The 20568-nt window shown below is 35.1% G+C and carries 16 protein-coding genes; 14 read left to right on the top strand and 2 right to left on the bottom strand.

What is annotated here, in order from left to right; translation table 11 throughout:
* Nucleotides 1–214: 214 nt before the first annotated feature.
* The 7 genes from NY10_RS04665 (at nucleotide 215) to NY10_RS04635 (ending at nucleotide 10542) form a co-directional block, all read left to right on the top strand.
* Nucleotides 215–1324, top strand: a complete 1110-nt coding sequence (locus tag NY10_RS04665; protein ID WP_197408976.1) for an O-antigen ligase family protein — start codon at nucleotides 215–217, stop codon at nucleotides 1322–1324.
* On the top strand, nucleotides 1321–2400 hold the full coding sequence (locus NY10_RS04660) for a polysialyltransferase family glycosyltransferase (protein WP_058918871.1): 1080 nt from the start codon (nucleotides 1321–1323) through the stop codon (nucleotides 2398–2400). Before NY10_RS04665 ends, NY10_RS04660 begins: the two co-directional genes overlap by 4 nt.
* A 2-nt stretch (nucleotides 2401–2402) precedes the next feature.
* The gene (locus tag NY10_RS04655; protein WP_058918870.1) at nucleotides 2403–3806 is read left to right on the top strand and encodes an oligosaccharide flippase family protein; all 1404 of its coding nucleotides are present in this window, start codon (nucleotides 2403–2405) and stop codon (nucleotides 3804–3806) included.
* A 27-nt stretch (nucleotides 3807–3833) separates the two neighbouring features.
* Nucleotides 3834–4820 carry a Gfo/Idh/MocA family protein gene (locus NY10_RS04650; RefSeq protein WP_058918869.1) on the top strand — a complete coding sequence of 329 codons (987 nt, stop codon included), beginning with the start codon at nucleotides 3834–3836 and terminating at the stop codon, nucleotides 4818–4820.
* Nucleotides 4817–5731 carry a Gfo/Idh/MocA family oxidoreductase gene (locus tag NY10_RS04645; protein WP_231726769.1) on the top strand — a complete coding sequence of 305 codons (915 nt, stop codon included), beginning with the start codon at nucleotides 4817–4819 and terminating at the stop codon, nucleotides 5729–5731. Before NY10_RS04650 ends, NY10_RS04645 begins: the two co-directional genes overlap by 4 nt.
* Nucleotides 5732–6496, top strand: a complete 765-nt coding sequence (locus NY10_RS04640) for an acylneuraminate cytidylyltransferase family protein (RefSeq protein ID WP_058918868.1) — start codon at nucleotides 5732–5734, stop codon at nucleotides 6494–6496.
* A gap of 290 nt (nucleotides 6497–6786) precedes the next feature.
* Nucleotides 6787–10542 (top strand): GW dipeptide domain-containing protein, encoded by a 3756-nt coding sequence (locus NY10_RS04635; RefSeq protein WP_231726789.1) that lies wholly within the window; start codon nucleotides 6787–6789, stop codon nucleotides 10540–10542.
* Nucleotides 10543–10663: 121 nt separating this feature from the next.
* On the opposite strand, the gene NY10_RS12875 is transcribed toward NY10_RS04635, so the two are convergent.
* Nucleotides 10664–10921: a transposase gene (locus tag NY10_RS12875; RefSeq protein WP_250636672.1), complete on the bottom strand. Its 258-nt coding sequence runs from the start codon at nucleotides 10919–10921 to the stop codon at nucleotides 10664–10666.
* Entirely contained in the window at nucleotides 10857–11996 is a 1140-nt protein-coding gene (locus NY10_RS04630) for an ISL3 family transposase (protein WP_058918866.1), read from the bottom strand. The genes NY10_RS12875 and NY10_RS04630 overlap by 65 nt, the downstream gene beginning before the upstream one ends.
* A 275-nt stretch (nucleotides 11997–12271) precedes the next feature.
* Between NY10_RS04630 and NY10_RS04625 the strand changes: the two genes are divergently transcribed.
* The 7 genes from NY10_RS04625 (at nucleotide 12272) to NY10_RS04595 (ending at nucleotide 20555) form a co-directional block, all read left to right on the top strand.
* Nucleotides 12272–13006 carry a WecB/TagA/CpsF family glycosyltransferase gene (locus tag NY10_RS04625; protein ID WP_058918865.1) on the top strand — a complete coding sequence of 245 codons (735 nt, stop codon included), beginning with the start codon at nucleotides 12272–12274 and terminating at the stop codon, nucleotides 13004–13006.
* A 16-nt stretch (nucleotides 13007–13022) separates the two neighbouring features.
* The gene (locus NY10_RS04620; protein WP_058918864.1) at nucleotides 13023–14129 is read left to right on the top strand and encodes a glycosyltransferase family 4 protein; all 1107 of its coding nucleotides are present in this window, start codon (nucleotides 13023–13025) and stop codon (nucleotides 14127–14129) included.
* Nucleotides 14130–14267: 138 nt separating this feature from the next.
* Nucleotides 14268–15233 carry an LCP family glycopolymer transferase gene (locus tag NY10_RS04615; protein WP_082664184.1) on the top strand — a complete coding sequence of 322 codons (966 nt, stop codon included), beginning with the start codon at nucleotides 14268–14270 and terminating at the stop codon, nucleotides 15231–15233.
* 339 nt (nucleotides 15234–15572) lie between these two features.
* Complete coding sequence (locus tag NY10_RS04610) at nucleotides 15573–17498, top strand: LTA synthase family protein (RefSeq protein ID WP_058918863.1); 1926 nt, start codon at nucleotides 15573–15575, stop codon at nucleotides 17496–17498.
* A 94-nt stretch (nucleotides 17499–17592) separates the two neighbouring features.
* Complete coding sequence (gene galE, locus NY10_RS04605) at nucleotides 17593–18603, top strand: UDP-glucose 4-epimerase GalE (RefSeq protein ID WP_058918862.1); 1011 nt, start codon at nucleotides 17593–17595, stop codon at nucleotides 18601–18603.
* Nucleotides 18604–18685: 82 nt separating this feature from the next.
* The gene (galU, locus tag NY10_RS04600) at nucleotides 18686–19567 is read left to right on the top strand and encodes a UTP--glucose-1-phosphate uridylyltransferase GalU (RefSeq protein ID WP_058918861.1); all 882 of its coding nucleotides are present in this window, start codon (nucleotides 18686–18688) and stop codon (nucleotides 19565–19567) included.
* A 250-nt stretch (nucleotides 19568–19817) separates the two neighbouring features.
* Nucleotides 19818–20555 carry a YveK family protein gene (locus tag NY10_RS04595; protein ID WP_058918860.1) on the top strand — a complete coding sequence of 246 codons (738 nt, stop codon included), beginning with the start codon at nucleotides 19818–19820 and terminating at the stop codon, nucleotides 20553–20555.
* Nucleotides 20556–20568: the final 13 nt, after the last annotated feature.

Raw genomic sequence — 20568 nt, 5'->3', positions numbered from 1 at the left:
TATAGCAGTTGATTTTTTCACTAAAAGGGAAATGTTTAAATCTAAGTACTGGTATATATTAATACTAATGTCACTAGTATACTTGCTCTCGACAGTAGTAAATTACGAACATCAGCTTATCAGGGGTGCGTATAACTGGGTTTACTTAGTAACTACTTTTTTTGTGATCTATCCCATTAATTCTAAGCAAAGCAATGAAGATGTTAAAAAAAATATGACACAATTTAACAACATCTTGATTTATACCGTTTTTGTTGCTGGTTTAATCTCGGTCTTAATGTTTATATTTAATATCGGCTTTATCATCCCCAGCGGTGCTACCACTGCCAGACAAGGTTTTGTCGCTTCTCGTTTATTCGGAATTTATACGAGTCCCAATATTGGAGCAATTTTCGGCTTTTTATCAATTGTACTTTCAATGTTGAATAACTTAATAAAAAGAGGCGTATGGTATAAGTTCACCAAACTTTATATAGCCAATATAATCATTCAAGTTCTCTTCTTCATACTAGCTTCGTCAAGAGGTACAGAACTAACCATTATGGTGTTTTCACTATTATCCATAGTGTTTATTGTGATTCCCTATTTTATCCAAACATATAAAAGCAAGACAAAAGTTATCTTCCGAACGATACTAGTATTTTTAGCTTTCTTTGCAGTAAGCTTAGGTTTTACAGGTATACTAAAAGAAGGATTAAGTTATGTTCCAGGATTGGTTCAACAAGGTTTTGACAAAGCTGGAGTAAATGAACCGCAAATATCAGATGATGAAAAGCCGTCTAAAAAAGAACCGATAGATAGAGTGACTATTCAGCACTCACCAGACGATGCTGAAGTTTCATCTGGACGATTCACTATTTGGACAGCTGCTCTTAATGTGGTTAAACAGTTTCCGGTTTTAGGTGCCACAGATCCTTATTTTTATAGGAATGATATAGAACACAATACACAAATTGATGAAAGTAAGTTATCTACATTAGATAAAAATGAATTAAAACGGGCACATGGCAACATGCATAATGTCTATATTCAAACACTGATCATGTCTGGAATTTTAGGTTTTGTCGTAATTGCCGTATTTATTATTTTACATTTAAGAGATAACATTACTCATTTGTTGAAATACAAAAAAGTTACTGTGGACTATCAAATTGTAGCCATTATGATCTTCCTAATTGTAGCGTTGTTTGCAGAAGATCTTGTTGAAAGCCATATTATTTTTAAAGTAAAAGATGTTGTAGCTATTGTCTTCTGGTATTATCTAGGCTTGTTGCAGCATTTTAGAAAAGAAAAAATGTTTACTGATGGAGTGATTGAAAAGTGATCGCTTTTATAGCATGGACGCCTCTGCATGTCATTAATATTCTTAATACCAAATTAACCTATTATGCTGATACCGAAGCTGATTTATACGTTTATGATGAATTTAATGGTGCACAGCAAGTCTATCAAAACATATTAAAAGAAGGAAATTTTCAAAACGTTTATTTAGTGGATCATAAAAAAATAGGAAATAAAGTTATCAGCAAATTGAATGTGCTGTTAAACATTAATCACATGCTAACATTAGACAAAGAAATTGATTATGATATTATTTTCACTCAAGGCGGCAATTATTTTTTAAAGATTTTGTATGGTCAAGCTAAAAAAAATAATCCCAATGTTGAATTGAAATACATTGAAGATGGTTTAGCAACATATTTAAATGTTACGTTGCTAAATACATCAGCAATTAGAAGGAAAATCATGAATCTCATTAATCCGCATAGCATGTTTTTAGCAGAAATAACGGATTATTATTTATACGAACCTAAACTTACTAATATTGATCAGTCTTTTCAGTTGAATCGATTACCAGTCATAAAAAAAGATGGAGTTTTATACGAACAATTAAAAAGAATCTTTGGTTTGCCTGAAAAAGAAGAAAAAATGGTCAATACATTATTATTTTTAGATCAACCTCTTGAAAAAGATAATTATCAAATAAATGAAAATAATATTTTGAAACTTATCAAAGAGTATGGAGTAAATAAAAACTTCTCAGTCAAATTACATCCACGTACTGATACTGAAAGGTATGGAAAGGATGCTCAAATATTCAAAACGGATTTACCATTGGAGTTATGTTTTTTAGCGTATGATTTACGGAATACAGTTATTGTCAGTTGTATTTCGACAGCATCCTTTACACCTCGTATGATATTTGGCTTAGAAAATGAAGTTATACTTCTTGCAGAAATGGTCAGAAATGACAGAGAATTTTCTACTGAAGATGAACGAACTCAAAAGGTATTGACAGGTGTATCTGAATTTTATGAAAGATATCAGTCGATAGGCTATCGAAATGTGCTTATGCCAAAAAATAAAAAAGAACTTAAATCAATATTAAAAGGAGAGTAACCATGGCATTAATAGAAAAATTGAAATCATCTAGCTTGGTGAAATCAAGTTTTTGGTACACTATAGGCAATTTCTTTATAAAAGGAATTACGTTTATTACTATACCGCTGTTTACCAACATCATGACGGTTGAAGAATATGGATTAGTAAACAACTATACTGCAATTGCGTCTATATTTTCTCTTTTTGTAGGATTAAGTTTAAACGGTGCAATAAATAATGCGAATTTTGAATTCAAAGAAGACATAAAAGGATTTATGTCTTCTACATTATTTTTGTCTACATTAAGTTTTGCAGCATTTCTTATCATAGGAAATGGATACTTTTTTTTCAAAAATAGTTTCTTTGAACTATCGCAGATAATTTTCAATTTAATGATTTTTCAAAGTTATGGAAATTTTTTAATTAACTTTTTATCCGCTTATTTTACAATAAATGTACAATACTTTAAATTCTTACTATTATCAATTTTGAGTACTGTTTTAAACATAGGTTTGTCTCTAGTGATGATCTTTACATTGTTTGAAAAGGATCGTTACATAGGCAGAGTTGTCGGGAGTTCTGGAGCATTCGTTTTAATAGGTTTGCTCATTTACTTCGCAATAATGTTCAAAGGAAAAAAACTGATTAATATGGAGTACTGGAAATTTTCGTTGAAAATTGCTTTACCGCTTATACCGCATTCTCTATCCAATGTCCTTCTAAGTCAGTTCGACCGTATTATGGTTAACACTTACTCTGGGTCGTTTGATGCAGGGATTTATTCCTATATTTATAACTTAGGTGTAGTCTTGAGTGTTGTTTGGGCGTCAACCAACAATGCTTGGGTCCCATGGTTTTATGGCGAGATGGAGAAAAAAGATTACGCAAAAATCAAAAAAACATCGAATTATTATATGATATTATTTGGAGCAGTTACGTTAGTTAGTATGTTGTTATTGATCGATATAGCTAAAATAATGGCTCCTGCTGAATATCTAGTCGGTATTCCACTGATTATTCCGGTTCTTTTAGGGTATTATTTTCAGTTCTTGTATAGCCTACCTGTAAACGTTGAGTTTTTTGAGAAAAAGACAACTTACATTGCTATGGGGACAATCGCCAGTGCTGTAATAAATATTGTGCTAAACATTATTTTTATTCCAATCTATGGTTATATTGCTGCTGGTTATACAACAGTCGTTGCGTATTTTTTCCTGTTTATTTTTCATTATTTCTTAGCGAAAAAATTAATAGGAAAACAACTATTTGATACTAAAATGATTGTTACTGTAACAACCGTTGTAGTAGCATTATCGTTCGTAATGTTTTTCTTAACAGACTATATAATATTGCGTTATCTGATGGTAGCCTTTTTGCTGGCTGTATTGTACTTTATCGTACAAAAAATTAGAAAAAGAAAATAAATTATTTTAAGAAGAGGAGGCTGCAGTATGAAAATAGGTGTCATTGGTTTAGGTTCAATGGGTAAACGACGACTTCGTTTGCTGACGGAATTTTTTCCTGAAATAACCTTAGTCGGAGTAGATTCTCGCAAAGACCGGCAAGAAGAAGTGAGCGGCCTTTTTAAGATTCAAACTTATGAAAGTTTACAAGAAGCAGTTAGAGAAGTACAAATAGAAGCTGTTTGTATCTGTACTTCTCCAATCAGTCATGAAAGCATTATTTTAGAGGCCTTAAACAAGAACTTGCATGTTTTTACGGAAATTAATCTGTTAAATCATTATTATGAAGAAGCGATGCAATTAGCGGAAGAAAAGAATTTGCATTTGTACCTTTCGTCTACTTTTCTACATCGCCGTGAAATAAAATTATTTGAAAAAGCAGTCAAGCAAGATCCAAAAGTAACGTATCGTTATCATGTAGGACAATACTTGCCTGATTGGCATCCTTGGGAGTCTTATAAAGACTTTTTTGTAGCCAATAAACAAACAAATGGCTGCCGTGAGATTTTTGCCATTGAGCTTCCATGGATCTCAAAAGTTTTTGGGGAGATTGAATCCTTTGAGCTTCAAAAACAAAAAATCAGTTCCTTGGAAATAGATTATCCAGATAATTATGCCTTAGTAGTCAAACACACTTCAGGCATAGTTGGCACATTAAATGTGAATATTTTGTCTCGTGTTGCAAAACGGGATTTAGATATCATTGGAGAACAAACACAAATTTCGTGGGACGGTTCGCCAGATGGTTTGTATCAATGGGATGAAGCAGCTAAAGAGATGGTTAAAAAAGATTTGTATACTGGTTATATGGACAATCAAAGTTATTCCAAAACCATTATTGAAGATGCTTATCTGGAAGAAATAAAAGAATATGTTGCACTTTTAAAAGGTGAAATCACGACAACCATGTATTCGTTTAAGAAAGATCAAGCTATCATTGAACTGATCAATCAGTTTGAGGGGGATTTATCATGAAAGTGATTTTCTTTGGGCTGGGTTCTATCGGACAAAAGCATTACCGAAACTTGCAATCAATCTGTAAAGAAAAAGGCATTCCATTAGAGGTATCTGCTTATCGATCAAGAAAAGCAGAACATGAGACACCCACAGATATTCAGATGATTTATGAAACAAGTGCGATTGCTGATGATTACGATGTTGCCTTTATCACGAATCCAACGGCTCTTCATTTAGAGACTCTTCATATGATTAAAGACAAGGCAAAGCATTTCTTTGTGGAGAAACCTATTTTCGAAAAAGCTTATGATATTAATGCTTTTATTGAAAACAAAGAAGCTTATTACATTGCTGCGCCTTTGCGGTATAAAGGAATTATGTTAGAGTTGAAAAAGCTGCTGGTTAACGAAACGGTATACAATGGTCGCGTTATTTGTTCGACTTATCTCCCGGATTGGCGTCAAGATGATTATACAAAAAGCTATTCTGCTGACCCGAATTTGGGTGGAGGGATCGAATTGGATTGTATTCATGAACTAGATTACGTTGTTGATTTATTTGATTTCCCAATTGAATCGAAAGCTATGTATGGAAAAAAATCGCAATTAGACATCCAGTCAAACGATACGGCGCTTTATTTATTGGAGTATGCCGATAAATTCATTGAAGTACATTTGGATTACTATGGACAAGTTCCGCAGCGAAAAATTGAAATCATTACAGAAAATGATCTAATTACGTGCGACTTTTTGAAAAACACATTAACGTCTAACAAATTAGGCATAATCAAAGAAATTTCAGAAGAGCCGAATCAAATGTATTTAGCAGAATTAACTTATTTCATTGATCAAGTACTAACGAATAAAGGAAATAATAACAATATTGACCATGCAAATAGAGTATTAAAAATTGCCAAGGAGACAAAATAAATGACTATCTTATTTACCATCTGTGGAAGGGCCGGATCAAAAGGCTTAGCAGCTAAAAACTTGAAGACTTTTCATGGCTTTCCTTTAATTGCTTACACCTTAGCAGCTATGGATTTGTTCAAAGAACAATCTAGCCACCAAATAGATGTTGCTTTGAATACTGACAGCAAAGAGCTACAAAAAACAATTGAAGATTACCCAGATGTTTTATTAATCGATCGTAAAAAAGAACACGCAACAGACACTGCTAGTAAAATGGCGGTAATTCGAGACACCTATTTACAAGCAAAGAAAATTCGTCAAAAAGAATATGATTATGTGATTGATTTAGATTTAACGTCGCCTCTTAGAACCGTTCAAGACATCTTTAAATTGATTGAAAAGAAAAAAGAGCACCCAGAATTAGACGTTGTTTTTTCAGTGGTAGAATCGAGACGCAATCCTTTCTTCAATATGGTGAAAGAAGAGGGGAACTCTGTTTCACTGGTCAATGCTTCAACGTTTACATCACGACAACAAGCACCGGCCATTTATGATATGAACGCTTCTATGTATCTATATGATCCAAAATTCCTGCAAGAAAATGAATATATTTTTAATGGAAATTGCGGCGTTATCCAAATGCAAGATTATATGGTCTTGGATATAGATTCGGAAGAAGATTTTAAATGGATGGAATACATTTATGTGAAACTTTTAGAAGAAGAGGGTATACAAGATATTTATAGCCACATACCTAAAATGACGATTTTTTCTGCAGAATAGTTTTTAAAACCGCAACTACTTGAGATAAAAAAAATAAGCCTTTTAAAAAGGGTGTATCATAATGACAAATAACCCCTACTTATTATAGCAGGGGTTATTTGTCATTATGATGTACTAAGTTATTTTGTTCTGGAATTTTATTTACCAAAAGGAAAAACAACTTAAAAGTTCATACTATGTTCATATAACGCAAATGTTATTCATGAAAAAAACGTAAACGGCTAGATTTGGCGAGAAATAAAAGGTATATTTATATAGCATGTTAATATTAAAGGAGGGATTTTTTGGAAGTGTTGAAAAAGTCAATGCATAAGGTTATTACTTTAGCAATGATTGTTACTGTGTTGAGTCCTATAGTGTTATCTACTGGAGTATCAGCAGTAGAAAGCAATAGTGTGATAACTGAGGATGTAGAAAGTAATGAGTTAAGTGAAGTTGAGTTACAGGAAGATTCTGAACTGTCAAATAAAGAACAAGTAGAAAGTACAGAAGATCTAGATACAGAAACTGTAGTTGAAGAAGATTACATAGAAGAAAACAGCAATAATGTTGAAGAAACAAAAAATGATGATAATATAGTTGAAGAAAATGAATCTAATGATGACTCTTCTTTAGAGAGTGAAGAGGATTTAAATGATGAAGCGGATGAAGAATATTTTTCAATAGAAGAAACTAGAGAAAAAGCTATTGAAATGATGGAACAAGAAAAAAATTCAACCAGCACTTTTAGTATGAAATCTAGAGCTATTCCTAAAACGGATGCTTTTATTAATGCTATTTCTTCACAAGCAGTATCAGTAGCAAATGAATATGATCTGTATGCTTCCGTGATGATTGCTCAAGCCGCCTTAGAAAGTGCTTGGGGAACAAGTATCCTTGCTTATGCACCGAATTATAATTTATTTGGAATAAAAGCGGGCTCAGGAGATTCTTATTTTGCAAAATATTCTAAAGAATATAGTACAGAAAAAGGTTGGACAATTGAAAAATCGAATTTTAAAACATATCCTTCTTATAAGGATACTTTTATAGACTATGCTAAGAAATTGCGTAAAGGCCCAGATTGGAATAGTAGTAAAGGTTCTTGGGATCCCAAATACTATTCAGGTGCATGGAAAGAAAATGCTAGTTCTTTTAAAAATGCTACTAGTGCACTTACAGGTAAATATGCTACAGATCCAACTTATGGAACAAAGTTAAATAATATTATAGAAACATACAATTTAACCCAATTCGATAACAAAAGTACTGATAATAAAGATGAGTCAAACTTACCAGACGATATAAAAGATATTTCATATGATGAAATTACATCAACGACTGATGTAAAAGACTACACCGCCTATATAACTGGCGATACTGATGGGATTTATTCTAAGCCTAAAGGTACGTCAGATTCTAAGGTAAATGCAGACGCTTCAGGATACTTCAATAGAAAAGTAACCGTAACTGAAGAAGCAATGACCAAAAGTGGTACAACTTGGGTAAAAATTACTTTAGATGGTAAGGTAATGGGGTGGATAGACAAAAATGGAATAACTACTTTTGAAATGATTTTGTCTGAAAAAGCAATTAATTATTCAGCTAAAATAAGCCGCAAAACGGACACCATCAATACAAAACCTTATGGTACAAAAGGCTATCAAACAAAAGCTCAATCTTCAAAATATTATGGCAAAGAAGTCAAAGTAACGAAAGAAGCAGTCACTACTCGATCAACGTATGTATTGATCAGCTTAAATGGAACCGAACTGGGCTGGATCGATAAAGGTGGATTGGACATTGAAAAGGTAACTTCTACTAAAAACGTGTCGTACACTAAAACCATTAGCAGTAAAACAGATACGATCAACACAAAACCATATGGAACCGAAGGGTATGTAACGAATGCTTATTCTTCAAAATATTATGGACAAAAAGTAAAGGTCATTAAAGAGGCTACTTCACGACGTTCAAATTGGGCACTGATTACTACGTTAGATGGAAAAGAATTAGGTTGGATAGACACAAATGGATTGTCAGATGATGAAATGATTTTGTCTGAAAAAGCAATTAATTATTCAGCTAAAATAAGCCGCAAAACGGACACCATTAATACAAAACCTTATGGTACAAAAGGCTATCAAACAAAAGCTCAATCTTCAAAATATTATGGCAAAGAAGTCAAAGTAACGAAAGAAGCAGTCACTACTCGATCAACGTATGTTTTGATCAGCTTAAATGGAACCGAACTAGGCTGGATCGATAAAGGTGGATTGGATATTGAAAAGGTAACTTCTACTAAAAATGTATCGTATACTAAAACCATTAGCAGTAAAACAGATACGATCAATACCAAACCGTATGGAACCGAAGGGTACGTAACGAATGCGTATTCTTCAAAATATTATGGACAAAAAGTAAAGGTCATTAAAGAGGCTGCTTCACGACGTTCAAATTGGGCACTAATAACTACGTTAGATGGAAAAGAATTAGGTTGGATAGACGCAAATGGATTGTCAGATGATGAAATAATTATGTCTGAAAAAGCAATTAATTATTCCGCTAAAATAAGCCGTAAAACGGACACCATCAACACAAAACCTTATGGTACATTAGGTTATCAAACGAAAGCTCAATCTTCGCAATATTATGGCAAAGAAGTCAAAGTAACGAAAGAAACAGTCACTACTCGATCAACGTATGTCTTGATCAGCTTAAATGGAACCGAACTAGGCTGGATCGATAAAGGTGGATTGGATATTGAAAAGGTAACTTCTACTAAAAATGTATCGTACACTAAAACCATTAGCAGTAAAACAGATACGATCAATACAAAACCATATGGAACCGAAGGGTATGTAACGAATGCGTATTCTTCAAAATATTATGGACAAAAAGTAAAAATCATTAAAGAAGCTGCTTCACGACGTTCAAATTGGGCACTAATAACTACGTTAGATGGAAAAGAATTAGGTTGGATAGACACAAATGGATTGTCAGATGATGAAGCGATTTTGTCTGAAAAAACAATTAATTATTCGGCTAAAATAAGCCGCAAAACAGATACTATCAACACAAAACCTTATGGTACACTAGGCTATCAAACGAAAGCTCAATCTTCACAATATTATGGCAAAGAAGTCAAAGTAACGAAAGAAGCAGTCACTACTCGATCAACGTATGTATTGATCAGCTTAAATGGAACAGAATTAGGCTGGATCGATAAAAATGGATTGGATATTGAAAAAGTTCTTTCTACTACTAATGTAGCAGATTATAAAGCTACGATTGTTCGTTCTACTGATACAATTAATTCAAAACCCTATGGAACAGAGGGATATGTAACTAAGGGTTCTTCATCAAAATATCTTGGGATGGAAGTATTAGTAAAAGAAGAAGCGAAAACTCGACGTTCAACATATGTCTTGATCAGCTTAAATGGAATAGAACTAGGCTGGATCGATAAAGCTGGACTAAAAGAAATTAATCCCTTCAAAAAAACTGTTTATGTTGATGCTGGTCATGGAGGAAAAGATCCAGGAGCTCAGTCGGGCGGAGCAAAGGAAAAAGATTTAAATTTAAAAGTTGCTTTAAAAGTAAGAGATAAACTTGAGCAAAAAGGGTATAACGTTGTAATGTCGAGAACAACAGATGTCTTTTTAGAGTTGTCAGAAATTGCTAGGAAAGCAAATAATTCTAAAGCTGATATCTTTGTAAGTATTCATCATAATTCGTTTAATCAAAATGCATATGGAATTGAATCTTATTCATATAACTCTTTAGGAAATTCAACAAATCCTATGTCAAAAAATATTAGTCGTTTAACAAGTAGTGAGAAGCTGGCAAAAAGTTCTCAGCAACAAATGATTAGTTATTCAGGGGCGTATAACAGAGGAGCTAAGAAAGCAGACTTCCATGTGATTAGAGAAACTAATATGCCTGCTGTTTTGTTAGAGCTGGGTTTTATAGATAACGCTTCTGAAAGATCTAAATTAGTTACAAATAATTACCAAGAAAAATTAGCAAATGGAATAGTACAGGGAATAGTGGACTATTTTAAATAAACAAAAAATCATTAGCAGAACGTGCCGACTCCCAAAAGTTAGACCTAAAAAATGGCTCTTTGACAAGTAGTGTTGGTGGGCCAAATAAGTCAGAGCGACTACGTCGCTTTGGCTTTTTATTTTATGCTGCTATTTCATCTTCAAAATACAAAGCTCTAGGTTGATAATTAGAAGTGGTCAATCGGTAAGAAATCAACAGTCGGGCCCGCAGGTTATAGAAATTTCGGTAGCCATACCCTAATCGTTTGATGTTCTTGATTTTATTATTCATTCCTTCAATGGGGCCATTGGAAAGAGTGTACACAAACGCATTTTTAATGGGCTCCAGGTATTTTTTCAAACGTTTGAAGAACAGTTCTCGCTTTTCTTGGTAAAGCATATTTTTTTGATTCTTCTAAATATCTTTTGAATCGCTTGAAATCACGGTGTTCCAGTGCCCACTTCAATTGATTGAAAAGCGCATAGACACGTTCAAGTCTGGAATCAAGTTGCACAAGGTAATCCGCCATCATTTTTTCAGTAACAGCCCCTTCATATAACCGGTGGGTAAAATAACGGGAAAAATCTAAATCGTCTTCATTTTTAAGCACCAACTTCCATTGTTTTTTTAATTTTCGATAATCCCTTGGCCTCGTGTAACGCAGTTCATTCATGACCTTGATTCGTTCGCTGTTCAAAGCCCGATTCATATGTTGAACGATGTGGAATCGGTCAATGATGATTTTAGCGTAGGGGAAACAATCTCTCACAAGCTGTGTATAGGGTGAATACATATCCATCGTGACCGTTTTGACTTTGTTTCTTGCTTCTACTGGATACCGCATAAAATAATCCAGCAGGTAAGGCAGTTGTCTATTCTCGACAACATCCGTCAACCGGTGGGTTGACGCATTAATAAACAGGAAGCTCATCGCTCCGGATACATCCTTGACCGACTTGAATTCATCGATGGAAAGATGTTGGGGCAGTTCCTGATTGTTTGGTTCAAGCGTCTCCCCCACTTGGCGCATTACCCGAATCACAGTAGGAGGAGAAACGGACAGGTGCTGGGCGATAAGTGTCATGGATTGTGTCTCTTTCAATTCCATGGCAATAGTTGTCTTGATCGAATTAGAGATGAAGCAATGGCGATCGACCAGGGAGGTTTCCGCTATGAAAGTCGAATCACAGTGCTTACAAAGAAATCGCTGCTTTTTCAATCGGAACAGTACAGGCTGGAAATTGACATGAGTCAGTGTGAGTGTAGAACATTTTGTGCCGTGTTTGATGAGATCCTGGTGAGAGTTGTTTTTGACACCACACACTTTACAGCAGGTAGGCCGATAGGTCAATTTCCCATGCACTACCAGACATTCTTGATCCTTTTTCTTTTCCTTCATAACAGGAACTTCAGATAAATAAATATTTGGGTCTTTAATATTGAGCAGTTTTTTTATAGAATGAGTGTAGGCCATGTGAATTCTCCTATTCTTTTGTGTGGTAACTTAATTATAGGAGTTCACTGGTCTTTTTTCATTTAAAAATAAAAAATAGTGCCAGTGAACCGATTGGTTCACCAACACTAAATATTATAGAGCCTAAAAAATCTGGTTTTTGGGGGTTTTTTCTATGGTTAAATATAGTTTTGAATTTAAATAGTATTGCTTAAATCTATTTTTTTAATGTAAATGAACGGTATTTCCATTACAATAGAAGTGTTACTAATAATTAAAAAATAGGTGTTTATATAATGACAAATAAGAAAATAGATGTTTTGAATGTAAAGTTTGATAATTTAACAAAAAAAGAAATGTTAGCTGCATTAATAGATCGAGTAAACAAAAAAGAAAAAACGTTTGTGGTGACAGCCAACCCAGAAATCGTCATGCATGCGAATGCTGATAAACACTATATGGCTATTTTGAAACAAGCGGATTATATTACAGCAGATGGCATTGGAATCGTTAAAGGAGCCAGGATACTTGGCACGCCCATTGTTGAACGTGTAGCTGGATATGATTTGATGCTGGACCTTTTAAAAGAAGCTGATTTAAACCAGAAAAGTGTTTACTTGTTAGGTGCTAAGCAGACAACCATTGAAAAGGCAGTCAAAAAATTAAAGAAAGATTATCCGCAAATCAATTTAGTAGGTTACCACAACGGCTATTTTGATTTAGCTGATGAAAGTATCTTAAGTGAAGTGTTAGCAGCGGAACCGGATCTCTTGTTCGTAGGGTTAGGTTTTTCAAGACAAGAGAAATGGATCCTGCGGTATTTGGAGCAAGCAGATAAAGGGTTAGCCATGGGTGTAGGAGGCGCTTTTGATGCCTATACAGGAACCGTTAAGAGAGCACCGGCTATCTTTATCAAAATGAACCTTGAATGGTTCTACCGATTGATAAAGCAACCTTCTCGATTTAAACGGATGCTGGTTTTGCCGAAATTTTTGGTTGCTGTTAAAAAAGAAAAGAAAAATGTTAGTTAAAATGAGGGACCAACGGATGAAAGTTTTACATGTAAATGCAGGATTAGAAGAAGGCGGAGCAAAGACGCATATTTTATCTCTTTTATCGCAGTTTAATGCTCATACAGCAGAGCTGCTTGTATTGGAAGAGGGAATAGTAGCACGGGAAGCGAGAGCTTTAGGGATCACTGTGCAATCTATCAGCCAAACTTCCCGCTATGATTTGTCTATTCTAAAAAAAATGGTCACGCTTATCAATGAAGGGCAATACGATATTGTACATACTCATGGAGCAAGAGCGAATTTAATCTTAAGTCTTATTAAAAAACGCCTAAACGCAACATGGTTAACCACCATTCACAGTAACCCTCAGCTCGACTTTGTGGGAAAAGGACCAAAAGGGAAAGCTTTCTCTTTTTTGAATGTAAGAAGCTTAAAAAAAGCCGATGGTTTGATCACTGTAACGGAGGAGTTTAAAAAAGTTCTCATCGATATGGGCATTCCAGAAACAAAGATTTCTGTTGTTTACAACGGTTTGCTTTTTGACGGCCAAAAACCCTCTGTAAAAGTCCATTCAGTATTTACAATCAGTTACATTGCCCGATTGACCCCTATCAAGGGTCATGAATTGTTATTTGAAAGCCTGCAAGCTAGTGCCTTAAACGATTTTCATTTAAATGTTATAGGAGATGGAGAGTTAAGAGAAACACTGGAACAAAAAGCACAAGAGTTGAAGTTGGCAAACAACATTCAGTTTCATGGCTTTTTAGATAAACTTGCCATTGAACAAATTTTGCAGCAAACAGATCTTTCTGTTCTAGCTTCTTACAGTGAAGGGTTTCCTTTAGCGTTGTTAGAATCCGCTAATCAGCGCGTTCCTTTTATCAGTACCGATGTGGGGGAAGTAGCTTTATTAGTTCCGGATAAGACTTATGGTTGGTTAGTACCTGTGGGCGATAAAGCAGCTTTTTCGCAAGCATTAAAAGAAGCTTATGCTGATTGGCAAACGAATACATTGAAAGAAAAAGGGGAAAACTTGTTTGAGTTAGCTTCAAATCAATTTTCTCAAGAACAATTTTATCAAGAAACTGTAGCGGTTTACGAAAAATATAATTCAAAAACAAGACATGTGGACAAAATGTAACAAGAAATTGAAAAGGGTTTAGTTTCTTTTACAATTTAAGTAAAATTTAAATTGTAAAAACAAAAACTACTGATACAATAAAAGGGCAATGTAAAAAAACACTAGATATACATAGAAGAGTTGAAAGAGGGTAAAGAAATGGCTAAATCACGTTCAGAAATGCGAAACGGTTCCCATAAACAACCTAAAAAAAGAAAAAGAGGACCCAAAATCGTCTTATTGATTTTGGTAGTTTTAATTGCTGTATTCGGACTGTTTATTTGGAAAGTTTACAGTGATGTAACGGGTACGACCGAAAAAATTTATAAAGGCGTTGAAACAGAAAAAGTCAGAGAAAAGCCAGTTGATGTTGATAAAAGCCAAGCATTTTCGATCTTAATGCTAGGCGTTGATACAGGCGATTTAGGCCGAACGGAACAAGGCCGCTCAGATACGATTATGGTTATGACGGTCAACCCTAAAACGAACGAATCAAAAATCGTCAGCATCCCACGCGACACGTATACCGAAATCGCCGGCAAAGGTACAATGGATAAAATCAATCATGCATACGCATTTGGCGGAACCAGCATGTCGATGAACACCGTTCAAAAATTATTGGATATTCCAATTGACTATTATGTAGAAGTAAACATGCAAGGGATTCAAGATATCGTAGATGCAGTCGGCGGCATTCAAGTGACCAGCCCATTATCATTTACAACTGAAGGTTACACGTTCACAGAAGGACAGACTGAAACACTTGACGGCGCAGCAGCACTAGCTTACTCAAGAATGCGCCACGAAGACCCAAATGGGGACTATGGACGTCAAGGAAGACAGCGCCAAGTTCTTGAAGCTATCGTCAAAAAAGTAGCAACCTTCTCAACCATTACTAACTATCAAAGTGTGCTTGGAACAATGGAAAACAATATGAAAACCAACTTAGCATTTGCGGATATGATGGATATCTTCAGTAAATACCGTTCAGCAGCTGGTAATATTGAACAAATCCAATTAGAAGGAACCGGAGTTATGATGAATGGAGTTTCTTACCAGCAAGTCGACCCTGCAGAATTAGCTAGAGTTTCTACGCTTTTAAAACAACAACTTGAACTAGAATAACAAATACGAAATACTGTAAAGATTTTTTACGGTGTTTCGCTTTTTTTTATTAAAAAGGTACTATTTAAATTGCAAAATAGAAAAGTACTGGTACAATAGATTTACAATATAGAAAAACAACGGATATACTTTTACCCACTTCATTACAATAATTTCATCTATAATTTGACCTCCTTTTAAACAACACCTTCTTCAAGTTCGATTCAATCCATTTATGATCAATCAGCAACACCTCCTCATCACTATGTTCTAAACCACCTTATTTCGTGTTTTCCTTTTTTGAATAACAACCCATTTTTTTAGTATGCTTAGTATTTTAAGAAGAAACGAGGGATTAGAATGACAACAAAAGGTACAGAAGAGTTAGTCAATCATGGTTTAAAGGAACAAAAAAAGAAGCAGTTATTGAAAAAAATCAGAATGACAGTACTGTTAGGCATGATAACCGGAATGATAAGTGTTGGATTGTTGCAATTCTATCAGGCTCACTTCGATTCAATGGTGATGCAAACTTATTTTGCTGAAGTTTCGTTCGCCCTAGTTTTATTGCAAGTCAGTATTGTTTTTGTTTTGTATAGTTGGGTAACCGCTTTAATTGGAAATAAATGGATTGGTTCAATGCTGGTGTTGATCCTATCTTGGGTTGCAGGCATTGCTAATCAACAGAAAGACCTCTTTCGTGGTGAGCCATTGTATCCCAATGATTTACTGATGATCAAAGAATTGCCGTTTTTAGTGAAAATAATCGATAAAAAAATCTTGATCAGTGTGTTGGTGTTAATCGTGCTATTGTTAGGGACTGGCTTGTTGTTTGGTTATTCACGGTTTAAAAAACTAAAAACACAAAACACATCTTCTGAACTGAAAAAGAGTAAGAAATCCCTTTACTTAACACGAGCATTAGTATTCATAGCAAGCTCTTTATTGATTGGCTACATTGCCAACTTTAATCAACCAAAAAATGTTGTCCAAGCAGCTTTTAATCGTAGTGCCGTCTGGGTAGGATGGAGCCAGCAACAAAACTACCTCGATAACGGCTTTGTTGCCGGATTCCTCTTTAATCTAGACTCTCCAGGGATGGAACAGCCTTCCAATTATTCAAAAGAATCCATTAATGAAATTGTGGCAAAATACAAAAAAAGAGCGGCCGAAACAAATCTAACACGAGACCAAACATTAGAAGATATCAATATCATATATGTGATGAACGAAACCTTTACCGACCCATCAAAAATCAACGGGATGACTCAATCACGAGATCCGATACCAAAAACGCATGAGCTATTAAAACAAAACAGAAGCGGCGAAGTCTTGTCTCAAGGCTATGGCGGAGGAACTGCGAATATTGAATTCGAAGCGCTGACCGGCTTTTCAATGGAACCCATGTTGCCTAGTATTACCACCCCATATACTCAACTCACCAAACAAATTCACCAAATGCCTTCTTTGGTTTCTTACTTAAAAGATTCAGGACACCAAACGACAGCAATTCATCCCTATGATACCTATATGTACAAAAGAACGGATGTGTACCGAGAAATGGGCTTTAAAACGTTTCTGTACGATGCCACAATGAACCACACCGCAACAAAAGATCAAAACACCTTTATTTCAGACGACTCCGCTTATCAAGAAGTTATGGACCGCTTAAACCATACGAAAGAGAAAGACTTTATCCATCTGGTGACTATGCAAAACCATGCACCTTATCCTGGCAAATACCCAGAAACTGATTTTGTGGCTGGCGGGACCGATTACAGCGTCGAAGCGATTGAAAACTATTATCAAGATTTAGCGTATAGCGACGACGCTTTAGAAATGCTGATCGATCAGTTAGCGGAATATCCTGAGAAGACGATTGTTTTCTTTTGGGGGGACCACTTGCCTGGATTTTACAGCGATGAAATTTATCAACAAAATAATGATTTGACCATGCACCAAACGCCGTTATTGATTTATACGAATTTTTCAGAGGAAGACACAGATTTAGGTGTCATCAGCCCGATTTACTTTGCAAACCATCTTTTAGAAATGACAAATGTCCCACTTTCGCCTTATTATGCTTTGTTAAGTGAACTCGAAGCCGTTTTGCCGGCATTTGAAAAAAGTATGTATGTCGAAACTTCTGATAGTGAAATGAAAATGAACCGTGAAGAGTTGGCGCCAGAGACACTAGAACTGTTGAATGACTACGATGCGGTCATGTACGATGTTCTGACAGGGGAAAATTATAGTTCCGCTTTAGAATTTTTCAACCCTTTATAGTGACGGTTAAGATTGTTATTTTAGACATTCTATATTATGATTGGGAAGTACGTTAGTCCAATGATAGTTAAATGGAAAATAAAGGAGCGTTTACATGGCTATTTTAGTTACTGGTGGTGCTGGATATATCGGCAGCCACACAACTGTTGAATTACTAAATGCAGGATATGAAGTGGTGATTGTTGATGACTATTCAAACAGCAAACCAGAAGTATTGAATCGGATCAAAGAAATCACGGGAAAAGAATTCAGCTTTCATGAAGTAAACATTTTAGATAAAGCAGCATTAGAAGAAGTTTTTCAAGCTCATGACTTAGATGCAGTGATCCATTTTGCAGGTTATAAAGCCGTTGGCGAATCAGTTGCTGAGCCGTTAAAATATTACCACAATAATTTAACCGGCACATTTGTTTTAGCAGAATTGATGGAGAAATACAATGTGAAAAAAATGGTGTTCAGTTCTTCGGCAACCGTTTATGGTATGAACAATGTTTCTCCATTAACAGAAGACTTGCCATTGAGTACTACAAATCCATATGGTACAACGAAGATGATGATTGAACAAATCTTGCAAGACGTTTACAAAGCAGATTCTACTTGGAGCATTGCGCTATTGCGGTACTTTAATCCAATCGGAGCTCACGAAAGCGGCCGAATTGGTGAAGATCCGAATGGTATTCCAAATAACTTGATGCCGTATATCACACAAGTAGCCGTAGGGAAACGCGAACAGCTAAGTGTCTTTGGCAGCGATTATGACACGTCTGACGGAACCGGAGTACGGGATTACATCCATGTCGTTGATTTAGCAAAAGGCCATTTGAAAGCGGTCGAAAAAGTTCTAGCTACTGAGCAAATCGAAGCCTATAATTTAGGGACAGGTCAAGGCTACAGTGTTTTGGATGTTGTGACCAATTTCGAAAAAGCGACGGGACAAAACGTTCCTTATGCTTTAGTAGATAGAAGACCTGGAGACATTGGAACTTGCTATTCAGATGCCACAAAAGCAGCTGTTGAATTAGGCTGGAAAGCTGCATTTAATCTAGAAGAAATGTGCCGTGATTCTTGGAGATGGCAAGAAAATAATCCAAATGGATACGAATAAGATAAAGCACAATGAAGAGAGAGGCTGCCTTTAATTTGGTACGTCTTTCTTACATAGCGTAAATGTAATGGAGGAAAAGAGAATGCAAAAAGTAAGAAAAGCAGTTATTCCCGCAGCGGGATTAGGAACACGGTTTTTACCAGCTACTAAAGCGATGGCCAAAGAAATGCTGCCCATCGTGGATAAACCAACGATTCAATTTATCGTAGAAGAAGCAATCGAATCTGGCATCGAAGAAATCTTGGTCGTGACTGGCAGAAGCAAACGGTCGATTGAAGATCATTTTGATTCAAATTTTGAATTGGAACAAAACTTGGAAGAAAAAGAAAAATGGGCATTGTTAAAATTAGTAGAGAGTACAACTAAAATAAAACTGCATTTTATTCGCCAGTCTTACCCGAAAGGATTAGGCGATGCTGTCTTGCATGCAAAAAGTTTTGTTGGAAACGAGCCGTTTATTGTATTACTTGGCGATGACATGATGAAAGATGACGTGCCGTTGACGAAACAATTGATAAACCGTTATGAAAAAAGAGGGTTATCAACGCTTGCTACAATGCGTGTGCCGCATGAAGATACATCAAAGTACGGTATTGTTGATCCAGCTAAAAAACTGGAAGAGGGATTGTATGAAGTCAGCCGTTTTGTTGAAAAACCAAATTCTGAAGACGCTCCAAGCGACTTAGCAATCATCGGCCGCTATTTATTGACACCAGAAATATTTGACATGTTAGAAAAACAAGAACCTGGTGCGGGTAATGAAGTTCAACTGACTGATGCTATCGAAGCATTAAACAAAACACAAAAAGTATTGGCACATGAATTTACAGGAACGCGTTATGACGTGGGAGACAAATTCGGCTATATGATGACTAGTATTGAATACGGCTTAGAACATCCAGAAGTTAAAGATAATTTGAAAGAGTATATTATTCAATTGAGCAGAGAATTAAGAGAAAAATAGTATTTTAAAAAAGCATAGTCAAAACTAGACTATGTTTTTTTGTCTGTCATTAGTTATTTATTTATATAAGAAAAAGAAGTTTTTAATCCCTATATGTGTTGGAAACTAATAATTTTAATTTAATTCGATATGTATTCAAATTAAATGTTAATAAAAAGTACTCGAATATCACTGGTATTATGTTATACTGTAAAAGTGTTAATTTTTTTTGTTTATACTAAAATTATTAAAGTAAGCGTAGGAGGAAATTATGGAAGAAGAGATTAGTTTATCGGAGTTATTTGGTATTCTGAAGAAAAGAATGACAATGATTATCAGTCTAGGATTAGTAGCTTTAATTTTAGCAGCGGTATTTACTTTTTTTATTGCTACACCTAAATACAATTCAACTACCCAAATATTAGTCAACCGGACAACGGAATCGGCTGAAGGTATGCAATTAAACGATATCAATACGAATGTCCAAATGATCAATACATACAAAGATATTATTAAAGGTCCGGTCATTTTAAATGAAGTGAGCGGTAAGTTAAAAGGCAATCTAACTACTGCACAGTTGTCAGAAAAAATAGAAATTGCAACACAAGACAATTCACAAGTATTTTCTTTAACTGTAACAGACGAAGATCCATTTTTAGCTGCTGAAATAGCTAATGAAGTAGCAACGACTTTTCAAAATGAAATTGGAAACATCATGAATGTTGATAATGTCACGATTATTTCTGAAGCTATTCCAAACAACAATCAAATTTCGCCAAATAACCCTCTTAACTTAGTTATTGGACTATTAGTTGGTTTAATGCTGGGTGTAGGTGCAGCTTTCTTACTTGAATTTATGGATACAACTGTTCGGGATGAGCAATTTATTATCAATGATTTAGGCTGGACCAGTTTAGGTAGTGTTTCTGAAATGTCTTCTGCTGAATTAACATCAAAAGTTGAAACTACCAAGCAAGTAAATTCTAGAAGGGCTCAAAGTAGAGTATAAAGAGGTGAAAGAG

It is taken from the genome of Carnobacterium sp. CP1 (assembly GCF_001483965.1).
GTDB lineage: Bacteria > Bacillota > Bacilli > Lactobacillales > Carnobacteriaceae > Carnobacterium_A > Carnobacterium_A antarcticum.
This window is presented reverse-complemented; position numbering and strand designations above follow the sequence as displayed.

Bases quoted from the DNA above. Each gene is read 5' to 3' on its own strand.
- NY10_RS04625 (WP_058918865.1), top strand. From the start codon at position 12,272: ATGACAAATAAGAAAATAGATGTTTTGAATGTAAAGTTTGATAATTTA.
- NY10_RS04650 (WP_058918869.1), top strand. From the start codon at position 3,834: ATGAAAATAGGTGTCATTGGTTTAGGTTCAATGGGTAAACGACGACTT.
- NY10_RS04665 (WP_197408976.1), top strand. From the start codon at position 215: ATGACACAATTTAACAACATCTTGATTTATACCGTTTTTGTTGCTGGT.
- NY10_RS04595 (WP_058918860.1), top strand. From the start codon at position 19,818: ATGGAAGAAGAGATTAGTTTATCGGAGTTATTTGGTATTCTGAAGAAA.
- galE (WP_058918862.1), top strand. From the start codon at position 17,593: ATGGCTATTTTAGTTACTGGTGGTGCTGGATATATCGGCAGCCACACA.
- NY10_RS04620 (WP_058918864.1), top strand. From the start codon at position 13,023: ATGAAAGTTTTACATGTAAATGCAGGATTAGAAGAAGGCGGAGCAAAG.
- NY10_RS12875 (WP_250636672.1), bottom strand. From the start codon at position 10,921: ATGCTTTACCAAGAAAAGCGAGAACTGTTCTTCAAACGTTTGAAAAAA.
- NY10_RS04615 (WP_082664184.1), top strand. From the start codon at position 14,268: ATGGCTAAATCACGTTCAGAAATGCGAAACGGTTCCCATAAACAACCT.
- galU (WP_058918861.1), top strand. From the start codon at position 18,686: ATGCAAAAAGTAAGAAAAGCAGTTATTCCCGCAGCGGGATTAGGAACA.
- NY10_RS04640 (WP_058918868.1), top strand. From the start codon at position 5,732: ATGACTATCTTATTTACCATCTGTGGAAGGGCCGGATCAAAAGGCTTA.
- NY10_RS04645 (WP_231726769.1), top strand. From the start codon at position 4,817: ATGAAAGTGATTTTCTTTGGGCTGGGTTCTATCGGACAAAAGCATTAC.
- NY10_RS04630 (WP_058918866.1), bottom strand. From the start codon at position 11,996: ATGGCCTACACTCATTCTATAAAAAAACTGCTCAATATTAAAGACCCA.
- NY10_RS04610 (WP_058918863.1), top strand. From the start codon at position 15,573: ATGACAACAAAAGGTACAGAAGAGTTAGTCAATCATGGTTTAAAGGAA.
- NY10_RS04655 (WP_058918870.1), top strand. From the start codon at position 2,403: ATGGCATTAATAGAAAAATTGAAATCATCTAGCTTGGTGAAATCAAGT.